The sequence below is a fragment of the Paraburkholderia sp. BGA-UO-ETr-F21 genome, assembly GCF_059567925.1.
The window spans coordinates 12,434-32,526 of sequence record NZ_JCAQOY010000019.1; the positions used below are offsets into that span (position 1 = coordinate 12,434).

A 20,093-nucleotide genomic window follows, 5' to 3' on the forward strand; every position below is an offset into this window, starting at 1 on the left:
TTACTGTTGCGACTACTGCCGCCGGTGCTCACTCAACCCTAACTAATAGTGAGGTGGCGGGAAAGTTCGGCACGATTGGTGGCTTGGGTAGCGCGGTAGCATCGGCAGTTGATAAGTTAGAAAGCCAAATCAGTGTCTACCATATCCCCGCCCGAATCAGGCGCAGGTGGCGGCGCCCTAGGCAAATACGACGGCCCTCCATTGGACTCAACCAGCCCATTAGTTCTTGACCTGACCGGCTCAGGAATAAACCTGCCCCCTGAACACCAGCGCGACTTACTTCGACCTGAACAACAACGGCTTTGCCCGACAAACTGGATTCGCGCGGGCATAGGATTGCTCTGCTTTGCCCCCGACGACCGGGCCGCAAAGCTGGCACGTCTGACTGCTGGAACTTTATCCACAGTTTCTGTGCTCAAGCCTGTGGATAACCACCCCACAACAGCCCCAACTCCTTGACGCACAAACCTTCTTGCCCCCTGCGCGCGAACAGCGACGAGCCAGGCAGAGAACGCCGGGCACAACCACCGTGGCGGTTGCGCCCATCGCCTCCACCAACCATCAAGCCGACTACACCGCCGGCCGACGGCCCAACCGCATAAACGCACCGCGCTCAACGAGCGCGCCGAACATCAGTCCAATCGTCGTCCACATAATCGCCTGCATACCCAGCGCCGCCACACGGAACTTCCACAGCAGCGTCGCCGGAAAACCCTCCGGCACTTCATTGAAAGACGGCATCGACAGTTGCACCGCCGCAATAATGACGACAAACACCAACCCCGCCACGATCGAGCCATTCCACGCGCCGAGTTTCGCGGCCACACGGCGCCGCACCTTGAGCGAAAACACCATCGCGGCCAGCGAGATCGCAATCATCAGAAAGAACAGGCCCGTGCGCGTCCCGATCGTCTCCGGGTCGCCGACCGCAGGCGGGTTCGCCGGATACTTCAGATTTGGAACGACAGCCAGCGCAATGAACGCACCGAGCGCCAGCCACGCGGACAACGCGCGTGCGCTCAATGCCCCCGCGCGCCCATACGCGTAAGCGAACACCAACGAGAACAACCCGCCAAACGCCGCGCCGTACACCACCACCCCGGTCAACAGGCCGAGTCCTTGTTGCGTCTCGCGGCTCACCATCGCAGGTTCGGGCGCCTCGTCTTTCGCGGCATCCGCCCTTTCTTCGAATGAGATCGCCTGATTGACTTGCGGCTCGCCCGCGACCCGGGCGAAGCCGAACGTGAGCAGTCCCGCGGCGATGCCAGCTAGCATCCCGCGCACCAACAATTTACCGACCATGTCCGACTCCGTTAGTGACAGGGAAAGCCGAGCAGATGGCGACCGTCGTGCACGAACTCATGCACGTACATGCCGGGCACGAGTGATGTGGCGCCCTGTTCAGCACCTACGAAGTAGAGCGCCAGCAACAGCAGCAGCCCCCCAAACACGACCCACGGCAGCAACTCGCGTAGCGGAATCGGCGTGGGTTCAAAAACGGGCTGAGAAGCGGCCTGAGAAGCGGGATCGAAAACAGCTGTCATGATGGACATCTCCTGGGGTTACGCGCCCCGATAGTCGTTGCAGAGGAATGATGCGAAGCTCAGGTCTGGCTTTCGGCATGTGCTGCCGATTACAGTGGCGCGACCGCGCGGGCTTTCACCGGCTTCCGTGCTTCGCAGTCCGGCTATTCTACGCGCTAAACTCCGGCACCCGGCAACGCAAAGCGGACGCACCCTTTCCGCCAATGCCAGGCTTCGGCGCAGCCTTACAGGAAATGAACAGAGTGGACATACGGCTATTACTGATCAGCCACGCATCGACCGCAGCTCAGCGTGCAGGCCGTTTTCCGGCTGATGACCCGCTCGACGCCCGCGCTATCGCAGAAGCCCGCACCCACGCCACGAACACACGTCTGGCGATCGCGGAAAGCGCGTCAGCCTATGTGAGCCCGGCCGTCTGCGCACGAGATACGGCGGCGGCCCTCGGCCTCGCCGCGTCAGTCGATGTCGCGCTGGCGGACATGAACTATGGCCATTGGCGAGGGCGGCGGCTTGCCGATCTCGAAGCCGAAGCGCCGCAAGACCTCGCCGCATGGATACGCGATCCCGACGCCGCGCCGCACGGAGGCGAGTCGTTCAGTCAGCTCGTGAAGCGGGTAGGAGAATGGCTCGTTGCGCTGGGCGGCACGCCCGACCTTGCATCGGCCGATATGTGCAACGTGGTCGCCGTCACGCATGCTCCGCTTCTCAGAGCAGCGATCGTGTATGCGCTTGGCGCATCGACCGCGGTGTTTTCGCGCATTGAAATCGCACCGCTTTCGATGATCGAGTTGCGGCGCTCATCACGCGGCTGGACGTGGTGGCCGGCTACGCACTAGCCGCTTTCACGCCGCAGCCCGATTCACTTGCCCGACACCACCAGGCGCAACTTGTTCGAACCCGTCGGCGTTACGGTAATGTCGGTCCGCTTGCCCTTTGCGCCGAGATAAAAGTGCTGCCGTCCCGGCGAATTCTGGTCGTGTGTCGCGTCGGGCAAACACGACGCGACGTCCGCCGCGACCGCTTGCAGCGCGTCCGCATTTGAATCGGCGTCGTGATGCGGCGTCCACGTGCATTGGTAGCTGCCGTGGCTCGCCGAACATTGCGCGTCGTCGCCGTAGGGTTGCGCGACGCCTTTGCCATCGTCCGGCGTCAACGAAGCGAGGCCGCCAGGCGCCGCCGCTACGATGCGTTTCAGTGATGCACAGGGGCTAGGCGCGTCGTCGGCATTGGCGCTGCACGGCAGCAACGCGCCAAATGATGCAACGGCAAGCGCGGAGGCAAGCAATCGGGTTCTGTTCATGTCGGCGCGGTCCTCGAAGTGGCTCACAGGTAGCATGAAGCAAGTAGCACGCTTCGTGCCCATGCGCGCCGAGCGCCACACGCACGCTCTCGCACAACGCGCATCACAGACCAGCACCAAACAACGCAGCCAGTCCTTGAGGCGATGAGAAAATCCCTTTGGCATCGTGCCCGACATCATCGATCACGAACGTCCGATGCGTCGCCAATCCTTCCGCATGCCGCGCCGCCATATAACGCGCATAAGCGAGTCCTCGCCCGAGACGGTGGCTTCCTTGCGTTTGCGCGGCGCATGAACGATCGAGTGCCGGATGCTGCGGATCGCAATCCGCGCCGCCGAGCAGCACGGTGACGTCGCGTTGCGCGTAGCGCGCTTCGAGCGCCCCCGCGGAGCCAGCGTCGCCCGACTCGCGCGCGTAAGCCGGCAAATCCTCGAGCCCATACTTCCAGCGATTGAACGACGGGCAGATCGCCCTATCGAACTTCGCGAACTCGCCAGAGGCTGTAGGCCGCAGCGCATCGAAATACACATACGACGAAGGATTCGCCACCACGTATCGCAGCACAATGCCGCGTGCGGTGAGCGATGCCTCGCTGCGCGCGACCACCGCATAGCGCTGCACGACCTGCCCGCCGCCCGAGTGCCCGGCGACCACCACCTCGGCGAGCGACGCGAACTGCTCGCGTGATGCGAGCGTGTGCACAATCGCGTCGAGTACATCGAATGAACTGATCGGCGCGGGACCTTCGGCGTTTTCGCCGCCCATCCAGCTCGTCCAGTCCCAATGCAAGGTGGACGGCGGCAACGCATGCGCTTCGACATCCGCGGTCGCGAGAAACTGCGGCACGATCAGCAGCGTATCGGCCGCGCTGCCGCCGGCGAGTGCGCACGACCGCTCGGCGAGATCAAAGTAAGTGTCGCCGTTGCGCAGGCGGCCGTGAATCAGAATCACGGCGCGTCGAACGTCGCGCGTCGGCGCCAGCCAGTCGCCATTCGCGAACACGGGCACAGTGCCGCTGCCGGCTCGCGTCGTGACGTTCAGATGCCGGCTCGCGACCACCGCCACCGGACGTTCATTCGGTGCGCGCTCGTCGTCTGTCATCAAGTACTGGGTCATGCAATACGCTCGTGGTTGATCAATGAGTGGCGGGCCTCGGCGCCGCGTCACCCGCCATACGTCCGGCACGCGTGAAGTACACCATCGCGAGCGACACAAAACCGGCAAAAATCAGGTAAAACGCGGGCGTAAGACTACTGCCTGTCACGCGCGTCAAGCCGGTAATGGTGAGCGGCGCCATGCCGCCGAACAGCGTCACCGCAATGTTGTACGACAGCGCCACGCCCGCTGACCGGCTGCGCACCGGAAACAAGGTGGCGAGCATGCCGGGATGCGCACCGGACATCGCGGCGAGAAACACCGTCGCGACCATCTGCGCGATGAAGAGATGCCCCGGCGTCGGATTCGTCACGACGAAGTGATAAAGCGGGTACACGCAAACCATCCACGCAATCACGATCGGATAGAACAGCTTGTACGCGCCATAACGATCGGCGAGCTTGCCCGAGAGCGGAAACAGAAACAGATTGAGCACACCCGACACGAACGCGCCGAGCAACGCGGTAGAGAGCGGCAGATGCAATTGCCGCTCCACATACACCGACAGATACGAATGCCACACATAATTGGTCGCCGCGCCGACGATGATCACGCCCATCGCGCAGATCGCCGCATCGCCGTTGTCACGGAAGAACTGGCGGATCGTGACGCGCGGCGGCTTGTCCTTGTGGTCGAGCAGGCGCTCGAACTCCGGCGACTCGGCCACGCGATGGCGAATGTAGAACCCGAACGGCCCGGCCAACGCACCAAACAGAAACGGCAGACGCCAGCCCCACGCCACGAGCTGCTCATGCGTGAGTTGCGTGGTCAGCAGATAACCGACCCCGGACGACAACAGCAGCGCAAACGCCTGCGCCGACATGTTGAAGCTGCCATAGAACATCTTCTTGTGCGGCGGCGCATACTCGACCAACATCGCCGATGCGGTCGCGAACTGTCCGCCCACGGAGAGCCCTTGCAGCAGGCGGGCGAGCACGACCAGCAGCGGCGCCGCGACGCCGATGCGCGCATAACCCGGCGTGAGGCCCATCAGCAACGTGCTGGCCGCCATCGAAATGATCAGTAGCGACAGCGCTTTACGGCGCCCTGCCCGGTCCGCATAAATGCCCAGCAGAATGCCTCCGATCGGCCGCACGATGAAACCGACCGCGAACGTGGCAAGCGTCAGCATGATCGAGACGAAACCGCTACCGCCTGGAAAGAACACTTGCGCGATGATCTTCGCGAAGTAGCCGTAAATCAGAAAGTCGAACCACTCGAGCCCGTTGCCGAGTACGGAGGCGAAGATCGCGCGCCGCACCATCGCGGGACTCAATGCGTTCGAGGCCCCGGCGCCGGACGGCCCACCTTCACGCTGATTGAAGGTCGCTTCGCTCATTGTTCGCATCCCTGAGTGTCGAACATCGCCGCCAGCGCGCACACCGAGGTCAGCATGCGCGAACCGTCGTGCCCCACGCCGGGCACGATGTGAAAGCTCTGCTTCAAACCGTCCGGGTGGCGCGACTGGATATAGCGGTAGTACGCCTGCGCACGCGCAACGCGTTGTGGCCCTTGCGCTTCGGCCGCGCAGGTCTTGTCGAGCGCGCTCTGCTGCGGATCATCGTCCGCGCCGCCGACGAGGTAGTCGATCCGCCGCGCCGCATAGGCCGCTTCGAGTTGCGCGGGTGTACGGTTGTCGAGATACGGCGGCCGGTTGTCCATGCCGTATTTCCACTGATTGAAGTCGGGGCATTGCGCGGCATCGAACGGCGCAGCGACCCCTTGCGCGTTGGGCCGTTGCGCGTCGAAATACGCATAGGTTGACGGACTTGCCACCACGTATCGCACATCGATACCCTCGCCAGTCAGCGCAGCGATGTTGTGCCCCGCGACAGCGTAGCGCTGCACGACTTGTCCACCGCCCGAATGCCCGGCGAACACCACGTGCCGCAAATTGGGAAACAGCTTGCGATCGGCAAGCCGCGCGACGATCGCGTCCAGCACCTCGTAGGAACTGATGGGCAGCGGCGCGCGAGCCGCTTCGCCGCCCATCCAGGCGTCGCCGGTCCAGCGCAGCAGATCGGCAGGTTCGTCGTGAACGCGCGTATCGAGCGTGGCGAGGAATTGCGGCGCGATCAACAACGTGGTGTCGGGGTCTGCATGCGCGGCATCGCGGGCGTTCTGCGCGGTGCGAAAGTACACGTCCGCATTGCGCAGTTTGCCGTGAATCACGATCACCGCTCGCGTCACCTGCGGTTGCGCGACACGCCAGTCCTTCGACAGATACAGCGGAAATTCCGCGTGCCCTTGCGGCGTGTCGAGCGTGAAGCGCGTATCCGAGATTGTCGCCACCGGCTTCATATGAGGCTCGTAAGGATGGACCGCGAGCGCGGGTTGCGCGAGCGTCGTCAGCAGTGCAGCGCCTGTCAACGCGCAGCGCATACCGAAACGTCGTGAGAGATTGACCGTCATGTAGCTTGCTCCTGATTACCGTGCACTGTCTTGAACGCGGTGCATCGTCAAATCTGTCGTTGAAAAACTCGACTACGATCGTAGGGTCGGCTGAGGTAAATGTAAAATACCTGTTTTACGCACAACCCATATTTTATGAATATGGCAGTGGGCAGGCATTCGAATGCAGCCGGGAGACGAAACACCATGGAATTGCGGCATCTGCGTTACTTCCTGGCAGTCGCTGAAGAAGGCCAGTTCACGCGTGCGGCTGAACGGCTTGCCATGCAGCAGCCACCGCTCTCGCAGCAGATCCGAACGCTCGAGGAAGAAATCGGCTTCGAACTCTTCGTGCGCATGCCGCGCGGCGTCACCCTGACACCGGCCGGGCAGGCCTTTGCCGAAGACGCGCAACGCTTGCTGCAGAACCTGCAGCAGTCCGTGGACAAGGCGAGCCGGATTGCGCGCGGCGAACTCGGCACGATGTCGATCGGGCTGACGAGTTCCGCCGCGTTTCATCCATTCACAACCGAGGCGATCCGCGCGTTTCGCAAGGTGTGTCCCGAAGTCGCCGTGGAGCTTGCCGAACTCAATGCGGCGGAGATCATCGAGCGCCTGGCTGCAGGGCAGATTCAGGCGGCGTTTCTACGCAAGCCCGTCGAAGCGCGCGAAGGCGTAGCCTTCGAGTTGCTCCTCGACGAGCCGATGGTCGTGGTGTTGCCGGTCGGCCATCCCTTGCTCAAAGGCAAGAAGCGGCCGCGCGTGTCGCTGAAAGCGCTGGCACACGAAGACTTCATTCTGGTCCGCCGCCCGGGCGCGCCCGGCATGTATGCCGACATCCTTGCGGCATGCCGGCAAGCGGGGTTCGTCCCGAGAATCGCGCGTGAAGTGCCACGTATGCTGTCGGGCATCAACCTCGTTGCCGCGGGTCTCGGCGTGACATTGGTGCCCGCTTCCATGCAACGTTACGACCAGGTAGGCACCGTGTATTGCACGCTCGCGAATCCGTCGAAACTGAGCGCGCCGTTGCACCTCGCCTATCCGGCTGTATTGCATAACAGCGCGGCGACGCGCTTCATTCAACTGGTGATGGCACGCGCCGGCGCGTGAGGCTGGCGTCGACGGGCACGCAAATTGCATTCTCGACGTACCGACTGGGAAATGATCAGCCACTCACTCACGCGAAACGCCACGCCATGTCAAACAGACACGACGCCGACACACCGGCCCGCCTGTCATCCGGAATCGATGGAATCGACGACATCCTCGGAGGCGGTCTGACTGCGCACCGCATGTATCTCGTGGAGGGTGCGCCCGGGACAGGTAAAACTACCCTGGCCTTGCAGTTCTTACTCAAGGGTGTCGAAGAAGGCCAGGGAGGCTTATACATCACCCTGTCCGAAACACGCTCCGAATTGATCGCGGTGGCCGACAGCCACGGCTGGGACATCAGCCGGTTCACGGTGCTGGAACTGCTTTCCGACGAAGGCCTCGACCCTCAGTTCGAGCAGACCGTATTGCACCCGGCCGAAGTGGAACTCGGCGAAACCGTGCGCAACGTGATCCAGCAGGTCGACGAACTCAAACCTGCGCGCATCGTGCTCGACAGCCTCTCCGAGTTGCGTCTGCTATCGCAGAACCCGCTGCGTTACCGGCGGCAGATTCTCGCGCTCAAGCGCTATTTCGCCACCCGCGAATGCACCGTGTTGCTGCTCGACGATAATACGTCCGACCCGGGCGACGTGCAGTTGCACAGCATCGCGCACGGCGTGATCAGCCTCGACAATCTGGTACACGACTATGGCGGCAATCGCCGCCGCGCGCGTGTCGCCAAGATGCGCGGTATCAAGTTTCGCGAGGGTTACCACGACTTCACGCTCGACACTGGCGGCATTCATGTCTACCCGCGCCTCGTCGCCGCCGAGCACCACACGGAATTCAACCCCCAGGTGGTGAGCACCGGCACTCAAGGCCTCGATGCGCTGCTTGGCGGCGGACTGATCCCAGGCACCAACGCGCTGATGATCGGCCCCTCGGGCGTCGGCAAGACCACCACGGTGGTGTCGTGCCTGATCGCGGCGCTCGAGCGCGGCGAACGTTGCGTCTATTACGTATTCGACGAAACGCTGACCACACTGATGATCCGCTGTGCGACGCTCGGCATGTATCTCGCACCGCACGTCGAGAGCGGTTTGTTGACGTTGCGCCAGATCGATCCGGCGGAAATCTCGCCGGGCGAGTTCGCCAGCGACGTGCGCAAGTCGGTCGAAGACAGAGGCGTCCGGTACGTTGCGATCGATAGCCTGAACGCCTATCTCCAGGCCATGCCCGGCGAGCGCTATCTGCTGCTGCAAATGCACGAATTGCTCGGTTATCTCAATCAGCAAGGCGTCATCACGATGCTCGTGCTGGGGCAGCACGGCATTATCGGCGAGGTGCAGAACGATATCGACATCAGCTATCTGAGCGACGTGGTCGTGCTGTTCCGCTATTTCGAACACCACGGCGAAGTGCTCACCGCCGTGACTGCCGTGAAGAGTCGCGCCAACGCCCACGAACGCTCGATTCGCCAGTTCCGTCTCGGTAGCGGCGGCGTGGAAGTGGGCGAGGCGCTGCGCGACTTCGAAGGCGTGCTGTCCGGACTTCCGGCTTATCGTGGCAGTACCGCCCTGCTCGGGGCAACGAACCGCGTCATCGAAACGCCCGGGAAGTGAGTTCATGGAGCAACGCGTCCTTATCCTGGCACCGTTTGGCCGCGACGCCGATGTGATCGCCGAAGTACTGCAAAAAGACCACCGCATCTGCCTGGCATGCCGCGATGCCGACGCGCTCACCGAGGCGCTCGACGCCGGCGCGGGCGCGGCGCTGATCGCCGAAGAAGCGCTCGCGGGCGACCATGCGATGCGCCTGTTCAGCTGGCTCGAAAAACAGCCGGCCTGGTCCGACTTCCCGTTCACCCTGCTCGCCGCCTCACGCGTCGGGCATCGCTCAGAACGCGGGCTGGAAGTGCTGGAACGGCTCGGCAACGTGGTCGTGCTCGAACGTCCGTTGAACTCGGAGACGCTGCGGCGCGCAGTGGCGTCGTCATTGCGGGCACGGGCGCGGCAATACGAGTCGCGCCGGCACCTGGCCGAACGGATCCAGGCGCAGGAGGCGTTGGTGCAACTGAACGACTCGCTGGAGAGTCGTATTGCCGAACGCACCCACGAACTGGCTTCCGCCAACAACCGGTTGATGATGGAGATTCACGAGCGCGCCAAAGTGCAGGCCGTGCTCGTGCAATCGCAGAAAATGGAAGCGCTCGGGCAACTCACCGGCGGCATTGCGCACGACTTCAACAATCTGTTGAACGTGATCATGGTCAACGCGGAGTTGATCGCACGCGTGAGCAGCGATGAGCGTCTTCGTGGCATGGCCGCCACCGTCAAGCGGGCGACCGAACGCGGCGCGAAACTGACGGGTCAGTTGCTCACGTTCTCACGCAACAGCAACCTCGATCTGAAAGCCGTGGACGTGGTGACGTTGCTGCAAGGCATGCGCGACATCATCACGGTGTCGCTCGGGTCTAGCATCCGTTATACCAACGACTTCGACGGCGAAGAGATGTGGACCGAGGCCGACGCCAATCAGCTCGAACTGGCCATTCTCAATCTCGCCATCAACGCACGCGATGCGATGCCGGCCGGCGGCCAGCTCGGCATTCGCGTGAAAGAGCGCGAAGCGCCGGATCAGACACTCGAAGGCGGCCCCTATGTGGTCATCGAAGTAGCCGATACCGGTTCAGGCGTACCGCCCGATGTCGTGTCGCGCGTGTTCGATCCGTTCTTCACCACCAAGCCGATCGGCAAGGGAACGGGACTCGGCTTGAGCCAGGTCTACGGTATCGCGACGCAAGCCGGCGGCACCGCGCGTCTGTTCAGCGAGGAAGGCGCCGGCACCACTGTGGAGATCTGGCTGCCATTGCGCGAACGCGTGACCCCGCAGGCTGAAGCCGCGGCGAATGCGGAAGCGAACGTGGTGGGTGAAAAACGCGTGCTGGTGGTTGAAGACGATGGCGAAGTGCGCGCCATGCTGGTCGAGTCGCTACGAATGCTCGGCTACACCGTGACCGAAGCCGCCGACGGACGCGCCGGTCTGAACCGTTTACAGGACGACAAGCCGGACCTGCTAATGGTGGACTTCGCCATGCCCGGCATGAACGGTATCGACGTGATCGCCGAGGCGCGCAAGCTACGCGAGGATTTGCCGGTGATCCTCGCCACGGGCTATGCGGATGTGGATATTTCCGGGCTGGCGGTGAAGCGCTGCACGATCTTGCGCAAACCGTTTCAACTCGATGACCTGGCGCGTACGGTACGGCTCGGGCTCGCGGCGTAAGCGCGATTCTAAAAATGGGCCCGAGTCACGGGAAGTTCGATTCAATAGTTTGCTAACGAATTTTTAAAGAAATACAATAGCGGCCATGTCGAATCTCGATACCTTGCGCCGCACGGTCAGCAGCACACTGGTCGTCGCCGCCCGAAAATGGCGGCGCACGAGCCATGGCGTGCTGGCGGCCTTCAATGTCTCCGAGGCATGCGCCACACCGCTGCTGACCGCGAGCCGGCTCGGCTCGGCGGTGCGTCAGGTTACGCTCGCCGATCATATCGGCATCGAAGGGCCGTCGCTCGTGCGGCTGCTCGATCAACTGTGCGCTGCGGGTTTGATGCGCCGCGACGAAGACCCCGAAGACCGTCGAGCGAAAACGGTAGTGCTCACCGAAGAAGGCCGCGCGGTTACCGCGAAAATGGAAGAAGAACTGGTCACGCTGCGCGCGCAGGCATTGAAAGACGTCTCGCGCAGCGATCTCGAAGCGACCTTGCGCGTGCTGGCCGCTTTCACGGGAGAGGTCAGCGAACCTGCTGATGAGAGCAGCAACCCCGGAAACGAACCAGGCAACCAAGGCCGGGAAGAACCTGATGAGCGCGCCTCGCGCGCACGGGCGCCGGCCGGCGGCCGGGTCCGTCACGCAGCCAAAGCGAACAAGTCGAACAAAGGCAAAGCGGACACCGCCGCGCCGCAAGAGGCCGGCGATCCGGCGTAACGGTTTATGGTCTACCCCTCCCTTCGCGACTGGCTATTTTCAGTCAAGACGTTTGCCGCGGCGATGATCGCGCTCTACATCGGTCTCGCGCTCGAACTGCCGAGGCCGTATTGGGCGATGGCGACCGTCTACATCGTATCGAACCCGTTTGTTGGCGCGACCCGTTCCAAGGCGCTCTATCGCGCGCTCGGCACCATGCTCGGCGCCTCGGCCGCGGTGCTGCTGGTGCCACCCTTCGTCGAATCGCCGTATCTGTTCAGCGTGATCGTGGCGCTATGGACCGGCACACTGCTGTATCTGGCGGTGTCCGACCGCACCGCGCGCAGCTACGTGTTCCTGCTGGCCGGCTATACGATGCCGATCATCGCGCTGCCTTCGGTGACCAATCCGACCGGCGTGTTCGATCTCGCGATCAGCCGCACCGAGGAGATTACGCTCGGCATCGTGTGCGCGAGCATTGTCGGCAGCGCGCTGTTTCCGAGCCGGCTTGCGCCGACCATCATCGAACGCACCGACGCATGGTTTCGCGACGCCGCGTTCTATGCGACCGAAACCTTGTCCGGCCGCATTGCCGGCTCGGCGATTTCGGGCGCGCGGCAGCGTATCGCGGCCACCATCAATGGTCTGGAATTGCTGCTGAGCCAGCTTGCGTACGATCACACGCGGCCCGACGTGCTGGCGCGCGCACATGAACTGCGCGGGCGCATGCAATTGCTGCTGCCGATCATGTCGGCGCTCGCCGATCCGCTGATCGCGCTCTATAACAGCGGCCGCCAGACGTGGCCCGACGGTCTGGAAAGCCTGCTCGCCGATCTCATCAAATGGTTCAATGAGCCGATGCCCGCCGTGAGCGAGGGCTATCATCCCGACCCGACAGCCGACGCATTGCGAGAGCGGATCGCGGCCATGCAGCCGCCGCCGGCCGCGCTCGCGGGTTGGGACGGCGCATTGCTCTCGAACGCCCTGTGGCGTATGAAACAGGTGATCGATGTCTGGCAGGACTGCCGCTCGCTGCGCGTCATCATCACACGCGAAGAAGGCTACTGGCGGCCGCGTTTTCGCCATTGGCGGCTGGGCGGCACCGAGCGCTTCTACGATCACGGCATCATGCTGTTCTCGACCGGCTCAGCGGCGGCGGCCGTGATTCTCGCGTGCAGTTTGTGGATCGGTTCAGGCTGGAACGACGGTGCCAGCGCGGTCACGCTCGCGGCCGTGGCGTGCTGCTTTTTTGCCGCGCTCGACGAGCCCGCGCCGTTCGTGTTCCGCTTTTTCGTGGCAACGGCGATCAGTGTGGTGGCGGCGGGCGTGTATCTGTTCGCCGTGCTGCCGCACGTGCATGACTTTCCGATGCTGGTGGTCCTGTTCGCCGCGCCGTTCATCTTTGTCGGCACGCTGATTCCGCGTCCACAGTTCAATCTGGCCACGGTACTGGTCGCCGTGAACACGGCCACCTTCATCAGCATTCAGGACGCGTACGACGCCAACTTTCTGGTGTTCATGAACAGCAATCTCGCGGGCCTCGCCGGCTTGCTCTACGCGTATGTGTGGACTCGCGTCACGCGCCCGTTCGGCGCCGAACTCGCGGCGGCCCGCCTGCTGCGTTCGAGCTGGGCCGACGTGGCGCTCACCGCGTCCACGCGGCCGATCGAGGATCCGCGCAATCTCGCCGCGCGCATGGTCGACCGCCTGATGCAGTTGATCCCGCGCCTTGGCGCGACGGACGACCATCGCCATCCGTCGATCGAGAGCTTTCGCGACCTGCGCATCGCCTTCAACGCGCTCGATCTGCGCCGCCTGACCCGCAAGCTGGGTGGCGAAGCGCCGGCCGCGATCGAGCACGTGCTCGACGACGTGCGTCAATACTACGAAAGCTGTGTCGCCCGCCGCAAGCGCGAGCCGGTACCCGCGAGCCTGATGTCGTCGATCGACGCCGCCGTGGCACGCGTGACGGCACAGGGACTCGCCAACGCCGGCGCGCCGAGCGCGACCTCGCAAACGTCGGCGCGCCAGTTGCGTGACGCGCTGCATGCGCTGGTCGGCTTGCGTCTTTCGCTGTTTCCGGCCACGTTGCTGATACCCACACCGCCGGAGCCGGAGGCCGCTGCCTGATGCGCACCGTCCATTTCCGGTTTCAGGCCGTTTCCAACCCTTTCCACTTTCCGCGATGATCGGTGAAATCGATATTTTCGGCGTGTTCGTGCCGGCCGTGCTCGTGCTGATGTTGATCGCGTATCTGATCAACCTGGCCATTCGCACGGTGCTCGCGCGCGTCGGCTTTTACCGCTTCGTCTGGCATCGCTCCATCTTCGATCTCGGCATCTATGTGCTGGTGCTGGGCCTTGTCGTCGTCGTTTCGCACAGACTAATAACGTGAAAAAAACCTGGTTCTCCGTCGGTCAGATTCTGCTGACCCTGATCGTCGTCGCGGCCGCGGCCCTCGTGCTGTGGAAACTGGTCGACTACTACATGTTCGCCCCGTGGACTCGCGACGGACACGTACGCGCCGACGTGATCCAGGTCGCGCCGGATATCTCGGGGCTGATTTCGTCGGTCGAAGTGGTGGACAATCAGCAGGTCAAGCAAGGCCAGGTGCTGTTCGTGATCGATCAGGCGCGCTATACGCTCGCGCTGCGCCAGGCGCAGGCCACCGCGCAGCAACGCCGCGCCACGCTCGATCAGGCGCGCCGCGAAGATGCGCGCAACCGCAAGCTCGGCAACCTCGTCGCGGCGGAAGTGTCGGAAGAAAGCCGCTCGCGCGTCGAACAGGGCGAAGCCGCGCTCGCCGATGCAAACGTCGCCATCGACACCGCGCGGCTGAATCTGCAACGCGCCACGATCGTGAGCCCGGTCGACGGTTATCTGAACGACCGCGCGCCACGCGCCGGCGAATTCGTCGCGGCGGGGCGGGCGGTGGTCGCGGTGGTCGATATGCATTCGTTCCGCGTCGACGGTTACTTCGAGGAGACCAAGCTGCGTGGCATCGACATCGGCCAGCCGGTCGATATCAAGGTGATGGGCGAACCGAACGCGCTGCGCGGACACGTGCAAAGCATCGTCGCGGGTATCGAGGATCGTGACCGCACGCAAGGCTCGAATCTGCTGCCGAACGTGAACCCGGCGTTCAGTTGGGTACGGCTCGCGCAACGGATTCCGGTGCGCGTCGCACTCGACGAAGTGCCGGCCGATTTCCGCATGATCGCAGGACGCACCGCGACGGTGTCGGTGCGCGATCTCGAGCCGGCAGGCAGGAAGCATCCGGATGCGGGCGCATCGGGCGCGGTGGCCGCGTCGGAGGGTGCGGCTTCGGCTTCTAACTCTGCGGCGGTATCTTCTGCTTCGGTATCGCCTTCCGCTTCCGCTTCGGCTACCTCCGCTGTTCCGGCTAGTTCGGCTGCCAGGCCGGCGTCGGCTGCGGTCACCTCGGGCGCGTCGCAATGAAGCTGTCGCGCGCCCTGCCCTTATTGCCTCTGTTGCCGTTGGCCGTCGCGCTCGACGGCTGCATGAACGTCGGCCCCAACTATGCGTTGCCGCAACAGGCGCTCGTCAACGCGCCGCTGGCCAACGCGCCGATCGAAGGCGCCGACACGGCCCTGACGACGCGCCGGAACGTGCCGCCCGTGTGGTGGAAGCTCTACGACGATCCGGTGCTGAACGGACTCGTCGATCAGGCGCTGCAATCGAACACCGACTTGCGCGTCGCGGCGGCAAATCTTGCGCGCTCGCGTGAAGCGCTGGGCGTGGCGCAGGCGCAGGGCGGATTCTCCGGCAAGGCCTCGGCCGTGATTGAGCGCGCCCAGGAATCCGCCGAACAATACCTCCTCACTGAGAAGCTGCCGGTCGTCAATGAAGGCGATATCGGCATCAACGTCTCGTATGAAATCGATCTGTTCGGCAAGCTGCGACGCGGCGTGGAAGCGGCGCAAGCCGACAGCGAGTCCGTGCAGGCCGCCGCCGATCTCGCACGGATCACCGTGGTGGCGGACGTGGTGCGCTCTTACGTCGAACAATGTTCCGCTGCGGAAGAACTCAGGATTGCACAACAATCGCTGACCCTGCAGAAACAGCGCGTGGACGTCTCGCGCCGCCTGCGTGACGCGGGCCGTGGCAATCAGCCCGACGTGACGCGCGGGCAGACCCAGGTCGATACCTTGTCGGCGGATATTCCGCGCTATACGGCACGCCGCAAGATCGCGCAGTACCGCCTCGCGGCGCTGCTCGCCCGCGCGCCATCCGACCTGCCGCCGGCCGTACTCGCTTGCGACAGGCTGCCGCAAATCCGCCAGCCGATTCCGATCGGCGATGGCGCCGCGCTGCTCAAGCGCCGCCCGGATGTGCGCGAGGCCGAGCGTCAACTGGCGGCGTCCACCGCGCGTATCGGCGTCGCCACCGGGGCGCTATATCCGACGGTGAGCATCGGTGCCTCGGCGGGTTTGACCGGGATTCTCGAAGATTTGGGCACCTCGCCCACGGCGCGCTGGGGCTTCGGCCCGCTGATCAGCTGGACCTTCCCGGCGAACGGCGCGCGTGGCCGCGTGCGTGAAGCGCAGGCGTCGAGCCAGGTGGCGTTGGCGAAGTTCGACGGCGTGGTGCTGACCGCGCTGCGCGAGACCGAAACCAGTCTCGCAACGTATGCATCGGACTACGCCCGCGCCGACGCTTTGCGCGCCGCCGTGAAGTCGGCGGCCGAGTCGGCGGATGAAACGCATCGGCTCTATCTGGCCGGGCGTGAGTCGTTCATCTCGGACCTGGATGCAACGCGCACGCTGACCTCGACGAAATCTCAGGCAGCCGCCGCGGAAGGCCAGGTGGCGATCGATCAGGTCAACCTGTTCCTCGCGCTGGGCGGTGGATGGGAGATCGATCCGCAGAGCGCGTCCGGCGGCTCGACGCCCGCCGTTGCGGCATCGGTCAAAGCTGCGCCGGCTCCGGCGCCAACGGCGGCTGCGGCAAAAGCGCCTTGATGCGACTTCTGATTTTGCACGTCTAAAGCGAGCCTCTCGTTGCGGCTCGCTTGCCTCAGCTTTGCGGGCCCGCCGTCGCGGCAGAGCAGCGCCACCCGCACGCTCTGCCCCTTCCCGCAAAGCTTACGAATTATTTTTGATAAGCTTTCTTTCGCCTTTCATTTCGGGTTAAATACGTCCCATCAACCACTTATTACGGGGACAAGTATGTCGCAATTCATGAAGAGCGCGGCCGCACTGGGCGGCTGCATCGGCGTTTTCACGGCCGTCGTCGCCGTGGTCGAAATGCTGGCAGGTTGAACGCTCGCGGCTTCTTGCGTTGGTGCGAAAAGCGTCGGCAGCCCTAGGCGGGCCGACGCTTTGCCGCCGCCTGGTGAATCGCCGCCCGAACCCGCGGATACGTGCCGCAACGGCACACGATGTGCCACATGGCCGCGTCGATGTCGGCGTCGGTCGGCTTGGGGTTGTGCTTGAGCAGCGCGCAGGCCGCCATGAGTTGCGCGCTTTGACAATAGCCGCACTGCACCACGTCGAGATCGATCCACGCGGCTTTCAGCGCCTGTGCTTCGGGGCCCTGCAAGCCTTCGATGGTCGTAATCTTCTGCGTGTGGAGGCTCGACATGAGCGTCTGGCACGCGAAGCTTGCTTCGCCGTCCACATGGACCACGCACGCGCCGCAAATCCCCACGCCACAGCCGAACTTGGTGCCCGTCATGCCGAGTTCACAACGCAGCACCCACAGAAGCGGCATGTCGGGGTCCGCCTGCACCGCCACCGCCCGCCCGTTGATGTTCAACGATCCCATCGCCAGCCTCCGTGAGTTCCTGAGTTTTCGAATTCGCCGTGCTTCACGCGAGCCTCAACGGCAGTGAGCGCAAGCGCTGGCCCGTCAATGCGAACACGGCATTCGCCACCGCCGGTGCGACCGGTGGCACGCCCGGTTCACCCACGCCTTGCGGATGCATCTGACTCGGCATGATGTCCGTGTCGATTGCCGGGCAATCGTTGATTCGCACGACCGGGAAATCCCTGAAGTTCTTCTGCTGCACCTGACCGTTGATGAGCGTGATTTCATCCTGCAACGCGGTGGAGAGACCGAACACAATCGCGCTCTCCATCTGCTGACGAATCAGATTCGGATTTACCGGCATACCGCAATCGATCACGCAGACCACCCGATGCACGCGAATCCGCTTATCCGGCCCGATCGACACTTCCACGACCTGCGCGACCACACTGCCGAACGCCTCGTGCAACGCCACGCCGCGCGCGCGGCGCGCGCCGTCGGCGGCATGCGTCAACGGGTGTCCCCAGTCCGATAAAACCTCCGCACGCTTTAACACCGCCAGATGCCGCGGATGCTGCGCGAGCAGCGCCGCGCGAAACGCAATCGGGTCCTGGCCGGTGGCCGCGGCAAGTTCGTCGGTGAAGCCCTCGGTGAAGAACGCCTGATGTGAATGGCCCACCGAGCGCCAGAACCCGACCGGCACCGGCAGGTCGACAATCTTGTGCGCCACACGCGCGGCGGGCCATTCGTAGGGCTGATCGAAGGCGCCTTCGCTGGTGGTCTTGTCGATCGGAATGCGCGGCACGCCGTAATAGCGCGCGAGGGACTCCGGCACGATCGCCTGACTTGCCGACGTGGCATGCCACGCCAGCAGTTTGCCGTTGTTGTCGATACCGGCTTTGAGGCGCGACACGCATGCCGGACGATAGAAATCGTGAGTGAAGTCCTCCGCGCGCGACCAGAGGGTTTGCACCGGACGGCCGCCGCCTTGGCGCGCAATCGCCGCGGCCTGGGCGATGAAATCGAGTTCCAGACGCCGCCCGAATGCGCCGCCCAATAGAAGCGTTTGCACGTCGACCTTGTCGGGATCGATGTCCAGCACTTTTGCGACGTGATGCCGGGCGAGCGCGGGCATTTGCGTCGAGACCCAGACCGTGGCCGAGCCGTCCGTGACCTGCACGGTGCAGTTGGGCGGCTCGACCGCGCCGTGCGCCAGATACGGCGCGCGATACTCGGCGCTGATGGTGCGCGCCGCGCGACTCAACGCGGCGTCCACGTCGCCCAGATGGTAGTAGGCGTGGCCGTCGCCGTCGTCCAGTGCCTGTGCGAGGCGACGGTCCACCTCCGCGTTCGACAGCTTTGCCGCCGGGCCGTCGTGCCAATCCACGTTGATGGCGGTGACCGCGTTCATCGCCCGAAACGGGTTGTCCGCGATCACCGCGACGCCGCCGGTTCCACCGTTGTAGGGCGCGACGGCAAACGCCTTGATGAAGCCCGGCATGCTGGCCGCCGGCGTTGCATCAAACTTCGCGACCGTGCCGCCCAACGTCGGGCACATGACGACGCTCGCGTAGAGCAGGCCGTCGGGAAGCGCGTCGATACCGAAGCGCGCCGTGCCGTTGATCTTCGATGCCGCTTCGATACGGCGTAACGGTTTGCCGATCAGCTTGAAGTCGGCGGGATTTTTGAGCGCCACCTGGCGCGGCAACGGTTGCTGCGCCGCCATCGACGACAATTCGCCGAAGCTCGCCTTATGCCCCGAGGGGTGCAGCACCTGACCGCTTTCGACGCGACATTCGCCGGCAGGCACTTTCCATTGCGCTGCCGCGGCGCCGATCAGCATGGCGCGGGCCGAGGCGCCGGCCTCGCGCATCGGCGTCCAAAGGTCGTTGATGCTGGACGAACCACCCGTCATCATCGTGCCGGCTTCGCGCACCACCTTGCGGGTCATCCAGACGATGGTGCGTTTAATGGCGCTATCGTCGTCGGGGCGAAACGGCAGGTCGTCGATGATGTTCTGCACGCTGTTGTAGATCTTGTCGATAGGCGAGTTTTCGACCCGAACCTGCGACCAGTCGGCGTCCAGTTCTTCGGCAAGCAACATGGCGAGGCCAGTGTGAATGCCCTGTCCCATTTCCGCCTTGCACATCATGATCGTCACGCTGTTGTCGGCGGCGATCTTGACCCAGCCGTTGAGCGCGACCTGCGTGCCTTGCGCCGGCAGCGGCATGGACGTGGTCAAACGCTGCCCCGGCGGCAGCACCGACCAGCCGACCAGCAGCGCGCCGACAGCGCCGGCGCCGCCGAGCAGGAAGGTTCTGCGCTTTAACATGGCATGGCTCGATCAGCTCGCACGATGGCTGGGAAGCTGTGAAGCGCAGGTCGGCGCCTGGCGTTGTTCCTCCGAATAGTAATAAGACGGGGGAGTGGATGTGGGACTTAAATGCATGCATTTAAGTCAGGAGGGCTTGGGGCGGGGGATGGGCAGGATGGCGGTGATGGAGGTAAGCCGTGGGGTGTTTCATTAAATGAGGCGGGAACGGCTTGGTAAGGGCGGCTCGTTGCGGGCAGAAGGCCGGCGCTCGTGCGAGCATGCCATCGTGGCTGTGCCTGCGAAAACGACTCGGCGGAGGTCGCGCCAAACCGCGTTAGGACGTTTCACTCACCGCTTAGCGCAAATCGCAATCGATGCGTAGTTATTCCTGACATCGCACGGGAATTCTCCTTCACATAAAACAGCGCTTTCCGCTGCCTCACACTTTTCCAAGCGATTACCCTTCCATTACGAACGGGCACCGGTCTTTGTGCGGCTTTCCGATCGCAAGAACGAACGATCAACGAAAAATCTGCGAGATCCAAACGTTGAATAAA

At 63.7% G+C, this 20,093-nt stretch carries 17 protein-coding genes; 9 read left to right on the plus strand and 8 right to left on the minus strand.

All coding sequences use genetic code 11. The features are described from left to right. Positions 1-570: 570 nt before the first annotated feature. Together AC57B1_RS13895 and AC57B1_RS13900 are read right to left on the minus strand one after the other, a co-directional pair. The gene (locus AC57B1_RS13895) at positions 571-1,302 is read right to left on the minus strand and encodes a CbtA family protein (RefSeq protein WP_496417771.1); all 732 of its coding nucleotides are present in this window, start codon (positions 1,300-1,302) and stop codon (positions 571-573) included. An 11-nt stretch (positions 1,303-1,313) separates the two neighbouring features. Beyond that, positions 1,314-1,544, minus strand: a complete 231-nt coding sequence (locus tag AC57B1_RS13900; protein WP_408303027.1) for a CbtB domain-containing protein — start codon at positions 1,542-1,544, stop codon at positions 1,314-1,316. A 242-nt stretch (positions 1,545-1,786) separates the two neighbouring features. On the opposite strand from AC57B1_RS13900, the gene AC57B1_RS13905 reads away from it, so the two are divergent. Beyond that, positions 1,787-2,380 carry a histidine phosphatase family protein gene (locus AC57B1_RS13905; protein ID WP_496417772.1) on the plus strand — a complete coding sequence of 198 codons (594 nt, stop codon included), beginning with the start codon at positions 1,787-1,789 and terminating at the stop codon, positions 2,378-2,380. 23 nt (positions 2,381-2,403) lie between these two features. Here AC57B1_RS13905 and AC57B1_RS13910 read toward each other — a convergent pair whose 3' ends face one another. The 4 genes from AC57B1_RS13910 to AC57B1_RS13925 form a co-directional block, all read right to left on the minus strand. Continuing rightward, the gene (locus AC57B1_RS13910; protein WP_496417773.1) at positions 2,404-2,844 is read right to left on the minus strand and encodes a hypothetical protein; all 441 of its coding nucleotides are present in this window, start codon (positions 2,842-2,844) and stop codon (positions 2,404-2,406) included. A gap of 103 nt (positions 2,845-2,947) precedes the next feature. Continuing rightward, positions 2,948-3,961 carry an alpha/beta hydrolase gene (locus AC57B1_RS13915; RefSeq protein WP_496417774.1) on the minus strand — a complete coding sequence of 338 codons (1,014 nt, stop codon included), beginning with the start codon at positions 3,959-3,961 and terminating at the stop codon, positions 2,948-2,950. Between the two features lie 19 nt (positions 3,962-3,980). Then, positions 3,981-5,339: an MFS transporter gene (locus AC57B1_RS13920; RefSeq protein WP_496417775.1), complete on the minus strand. Its 1,359-nt coding sequence runs from the start codon at positions 5,337-5,339 to the stop codon at positions 3,981-3,983. After that, complete coding sequence (locus AC57B1_RS13925; RefSeq protein WP_408348536.1) at positions 5,336-6,412, minus strand: alpha/beta hydrolase; 1,077 nt, start codon at positions 6,410-6,412, stop codon at positions 5,336-5,338. The genes AC57B1_RS13920 and AC57B1_RS13925 overlap by 4 nt, the downstream gene beginning before the upstream one ends. Before the next feature lie 186 nt (positions 6,413-6,598). On the opposite strand from AC57B1_RS13925, the gene AC57B1_RS13930 reads away from it, so the two are divergent. The 8 genes from AC57B1_RS13930 (at position 6,599) to AC57B1_RS13965 (ending at position 16,435) form a co-directional block, all read left to right on the plus strand. Then, a complete protein-coding gene (locus AC57B1_RS13930) occupies positions 6,599-7,501 on the plus strand; it encodes a LysR family transcriptional regulator (protein ID WP_496417776.1) in 903 nt (300 codons plus the stop codon). Positions 7,502-7,587: 86 nt separating this feature from the next. Beyond that, positions 7,588-9,105: an ATPase domain-containing protein gene (locus AC57B1_RS13935; protein WP_408303037.1), complete on the plus strand. Its 1,518-nt coding sequence runs from the start codon at positions 7,588-7,590 to the stop codon at positions 9,103-9,105. 4 nt (positions 9,106-9,109) lie between these two features. Continuing rightward, positions 9,110-10,768: an ATP-binding protein gene (locus AC57B1_RS13940; protein WP_496417777.1), complete on the plus strand. Its 1,659-nt coding sequence runs from the start codon at positions 9,110-9,112 to the stop codon at positions 10,766-10,768. Between the two features lie 85 nt (positions 10,769-10,853). Next, positions 10,854-11,474 carry a MarR family winged helix-turn-helix transcriptional regulator gene (locus tag AC57B1_RS13945; protein WP_408186605.1) on the plus strand — a complete coding sequence of 207 codons (621 nt, stop codon included), beginning with the start codon at positions 10,854-10,856 and terminating at the stop codon, positions 11,472-11,474. 6 nt (positions 11,475-11,480) lie between these two features. Continuing rightward, positions 11,481-13,583: an FUSC family protein gene (locus tag AC57B1_RS13950; RefSeq protein WP_408186604.1), complete on the plus strand. Its 2,103-nt coding sequence runs from the start codon at positions 11,481-11,483 to the stop codon at positions 13,581-13,583. A gap of 55 nt (positions 13,584-13,638) precedes the next feature. Next, complete coding sequence (locus tag AC57B1_RS13955; RefSeq protein WP_007176114.1) at positions 13,639-13,848, plus strand: DUF1656 domain-containing protein; 210 nt, start codon at positions 13,639-13,641, stop codon at positions 13,846-13,848. After that, positions 13,845-14,912, plus strand: coding sequence for an efflux RND transporter periplasmic adaptor subunit (locus tag AC57B1_RS13960; RefSeq protein ID WP_496417778.1), 1,068 nt, complete (start codon positions 13,845-13,847; stop codon positions 14,910-14,912). Before AC57B1_RS13955 ends, AC57B1_RS13960 begins: the two co-directional genes overlap by 4 nt. After that, the gene (locus AC57B1_RS13965; RefSeq protein WP_091804328.1) at positions 14,909-16,435 is read left to right on the plus strand and encodes an efflux transporter outer membrane subunit; all 1,527 of its coding nucleotides are present in this window, start codon (positions 14,909-14,911) and stop codon (positions 16,433-16,435) included. The genes AC57B1_RS13960 and AC57B1_RS13965 overlap by 4 nt, the downstream gene beginning before the upstream one ends. 343 nt (positions 16,436-16,778) lie before the next feature. Here the strand turns inward: AC57B1_RS13965 and AC57B1_RS13970 are convergent, their stop codons facing one another. Then, entirely contained in the window at positions 16,779-17,240 is a 462-nt protein-coding gene (locus tag AC57B1_RS13970; protein WP_496417779.1) for a (2Fe-2S)-binding protein, read from the minus strand. Between the two features lie 43 nt (positions 17,241-17,283). Next, positions 17,284-19,554: a xanthine dehydrogenase family protein molybdopterin-binding subunit gene (locus AC57B1_RS13975; protein WP_496417780.1), complete on the minus strand. Its 2,271-nt coding sequence runs from the start codon at positions 19,552-19,554 to the stop codon at positions 17,284-17,286. Positions 19,555-20,093: the final 539 nt, after the last annotated feature.

Bases quoted from the DNA above. Each gene is read 5' to 3' on its own strand.
- AC57B1_RS13935 (WP_408303037.1), top strand. From the start codon at position 7,588: ATGTCAAACAGACACGACGCCGACACACCGGCCCGCCTGTCATCCGGA.
- AC57B1_RS13930 (WP_496417776.1), top strand. From the start codon at position 6,599: ATGGAATTGCGGCATCTGCGTTACTTCCTGGCAGTCGCTGAAGAAGGC.
- AC57B1_RS13900 (WP_408303027.1), bottom strand. From the start codon at position 1,544: ATGACAGCTGTTTTCGATCCCGCTTCTCAGGCCGCTTCTCAGCCCGTT.
- AC57B1_RS13955 (WP_007176114.1), top strand. From the start codon at position 13,639: ATGATCGGTGAAATCGATATTTTCGGCGTGTTCGTGCCGGCCGTGCTC.
- AC57B1_RS13945 (WP_408186605.1), top strand. From the start codon at position 10,854: ATGTCGAATCTCGATACCTTGCGCCGCACGGTCAGCAGCACACTGGTC.
- AC57B1_RS13910 (WP_496417773.1), bottom strand. From the start codon at position 2,844: ATGAACAGAACCCGATTGCTTGCCTCCGCGCTTGCCGTTGCATCATTT.
- AC57B1_RS13920 (WP_496417775.1), bottom strand. From the start codon at position 5,339: ATGAGCGAAGCGACCTTCAATCAGCGTGAAGGTGGGCCGTCCGGCGCC.
- AC57B1_RS13895 (WP_496417771.1), bottom strand. From the start codon at position 1,302: ATGGTCGGTAAATTGTTGGTGCGCGGGATGCTAGCTGGCATCGCCGCG.
- AC57B1_RS13970 (WP_496417779.1), bottom strand. From the start codon at position 17,240: ATGGGATCGTTGAACATCAACGGGCGGGCGGTGGCGGTGCAGGCGGAC.
- AC57B1_RS13940 (WP_496417777.1), top strand. From the start codon at position 9,110: ATGGAGCAACGCGTCCTTATCCTGGCACCGTTTGGCCGCGACGCCGAT.
- AC57B1_RS13950 (WP_408186604.1), top strand. From the start codon at position 11,481: ATGGTCTACCCCTCCCTTCGCGACTGGCTATTTTCAGTCAAGACGTTT.
- AC57B1_RS13965 (WP_091804328.1), top strand. From the start codon at position 14,909: ATGAAGCTGTCGCGCGCCCTGCCCTTATTGCCTCTGTTGCCGTTGGCC.
- AC57B1_RS13975 (WP_496417780.1), bottom strand. From the start codon at position 19,554: ATGTTAAAGCGCAGAACCTTCCTGCTCGGCGGCGCCGGCGCTGTCGGC.
- AC57B1_RS13925 (WP_408348536.1), bottom strand. From the start codon at position 6,412: ATGACGGTCAATCTCTCACGACGTTTCGGTATGCGCTGCGCGTTGACA.
- AC57B1_RS13915 (WP_496417774.1), bottom strand. From the start codon at position 3,961: ATGACCCAGTACTTGATGACAGACGACGAGCGCGCACCGAATGAACGT.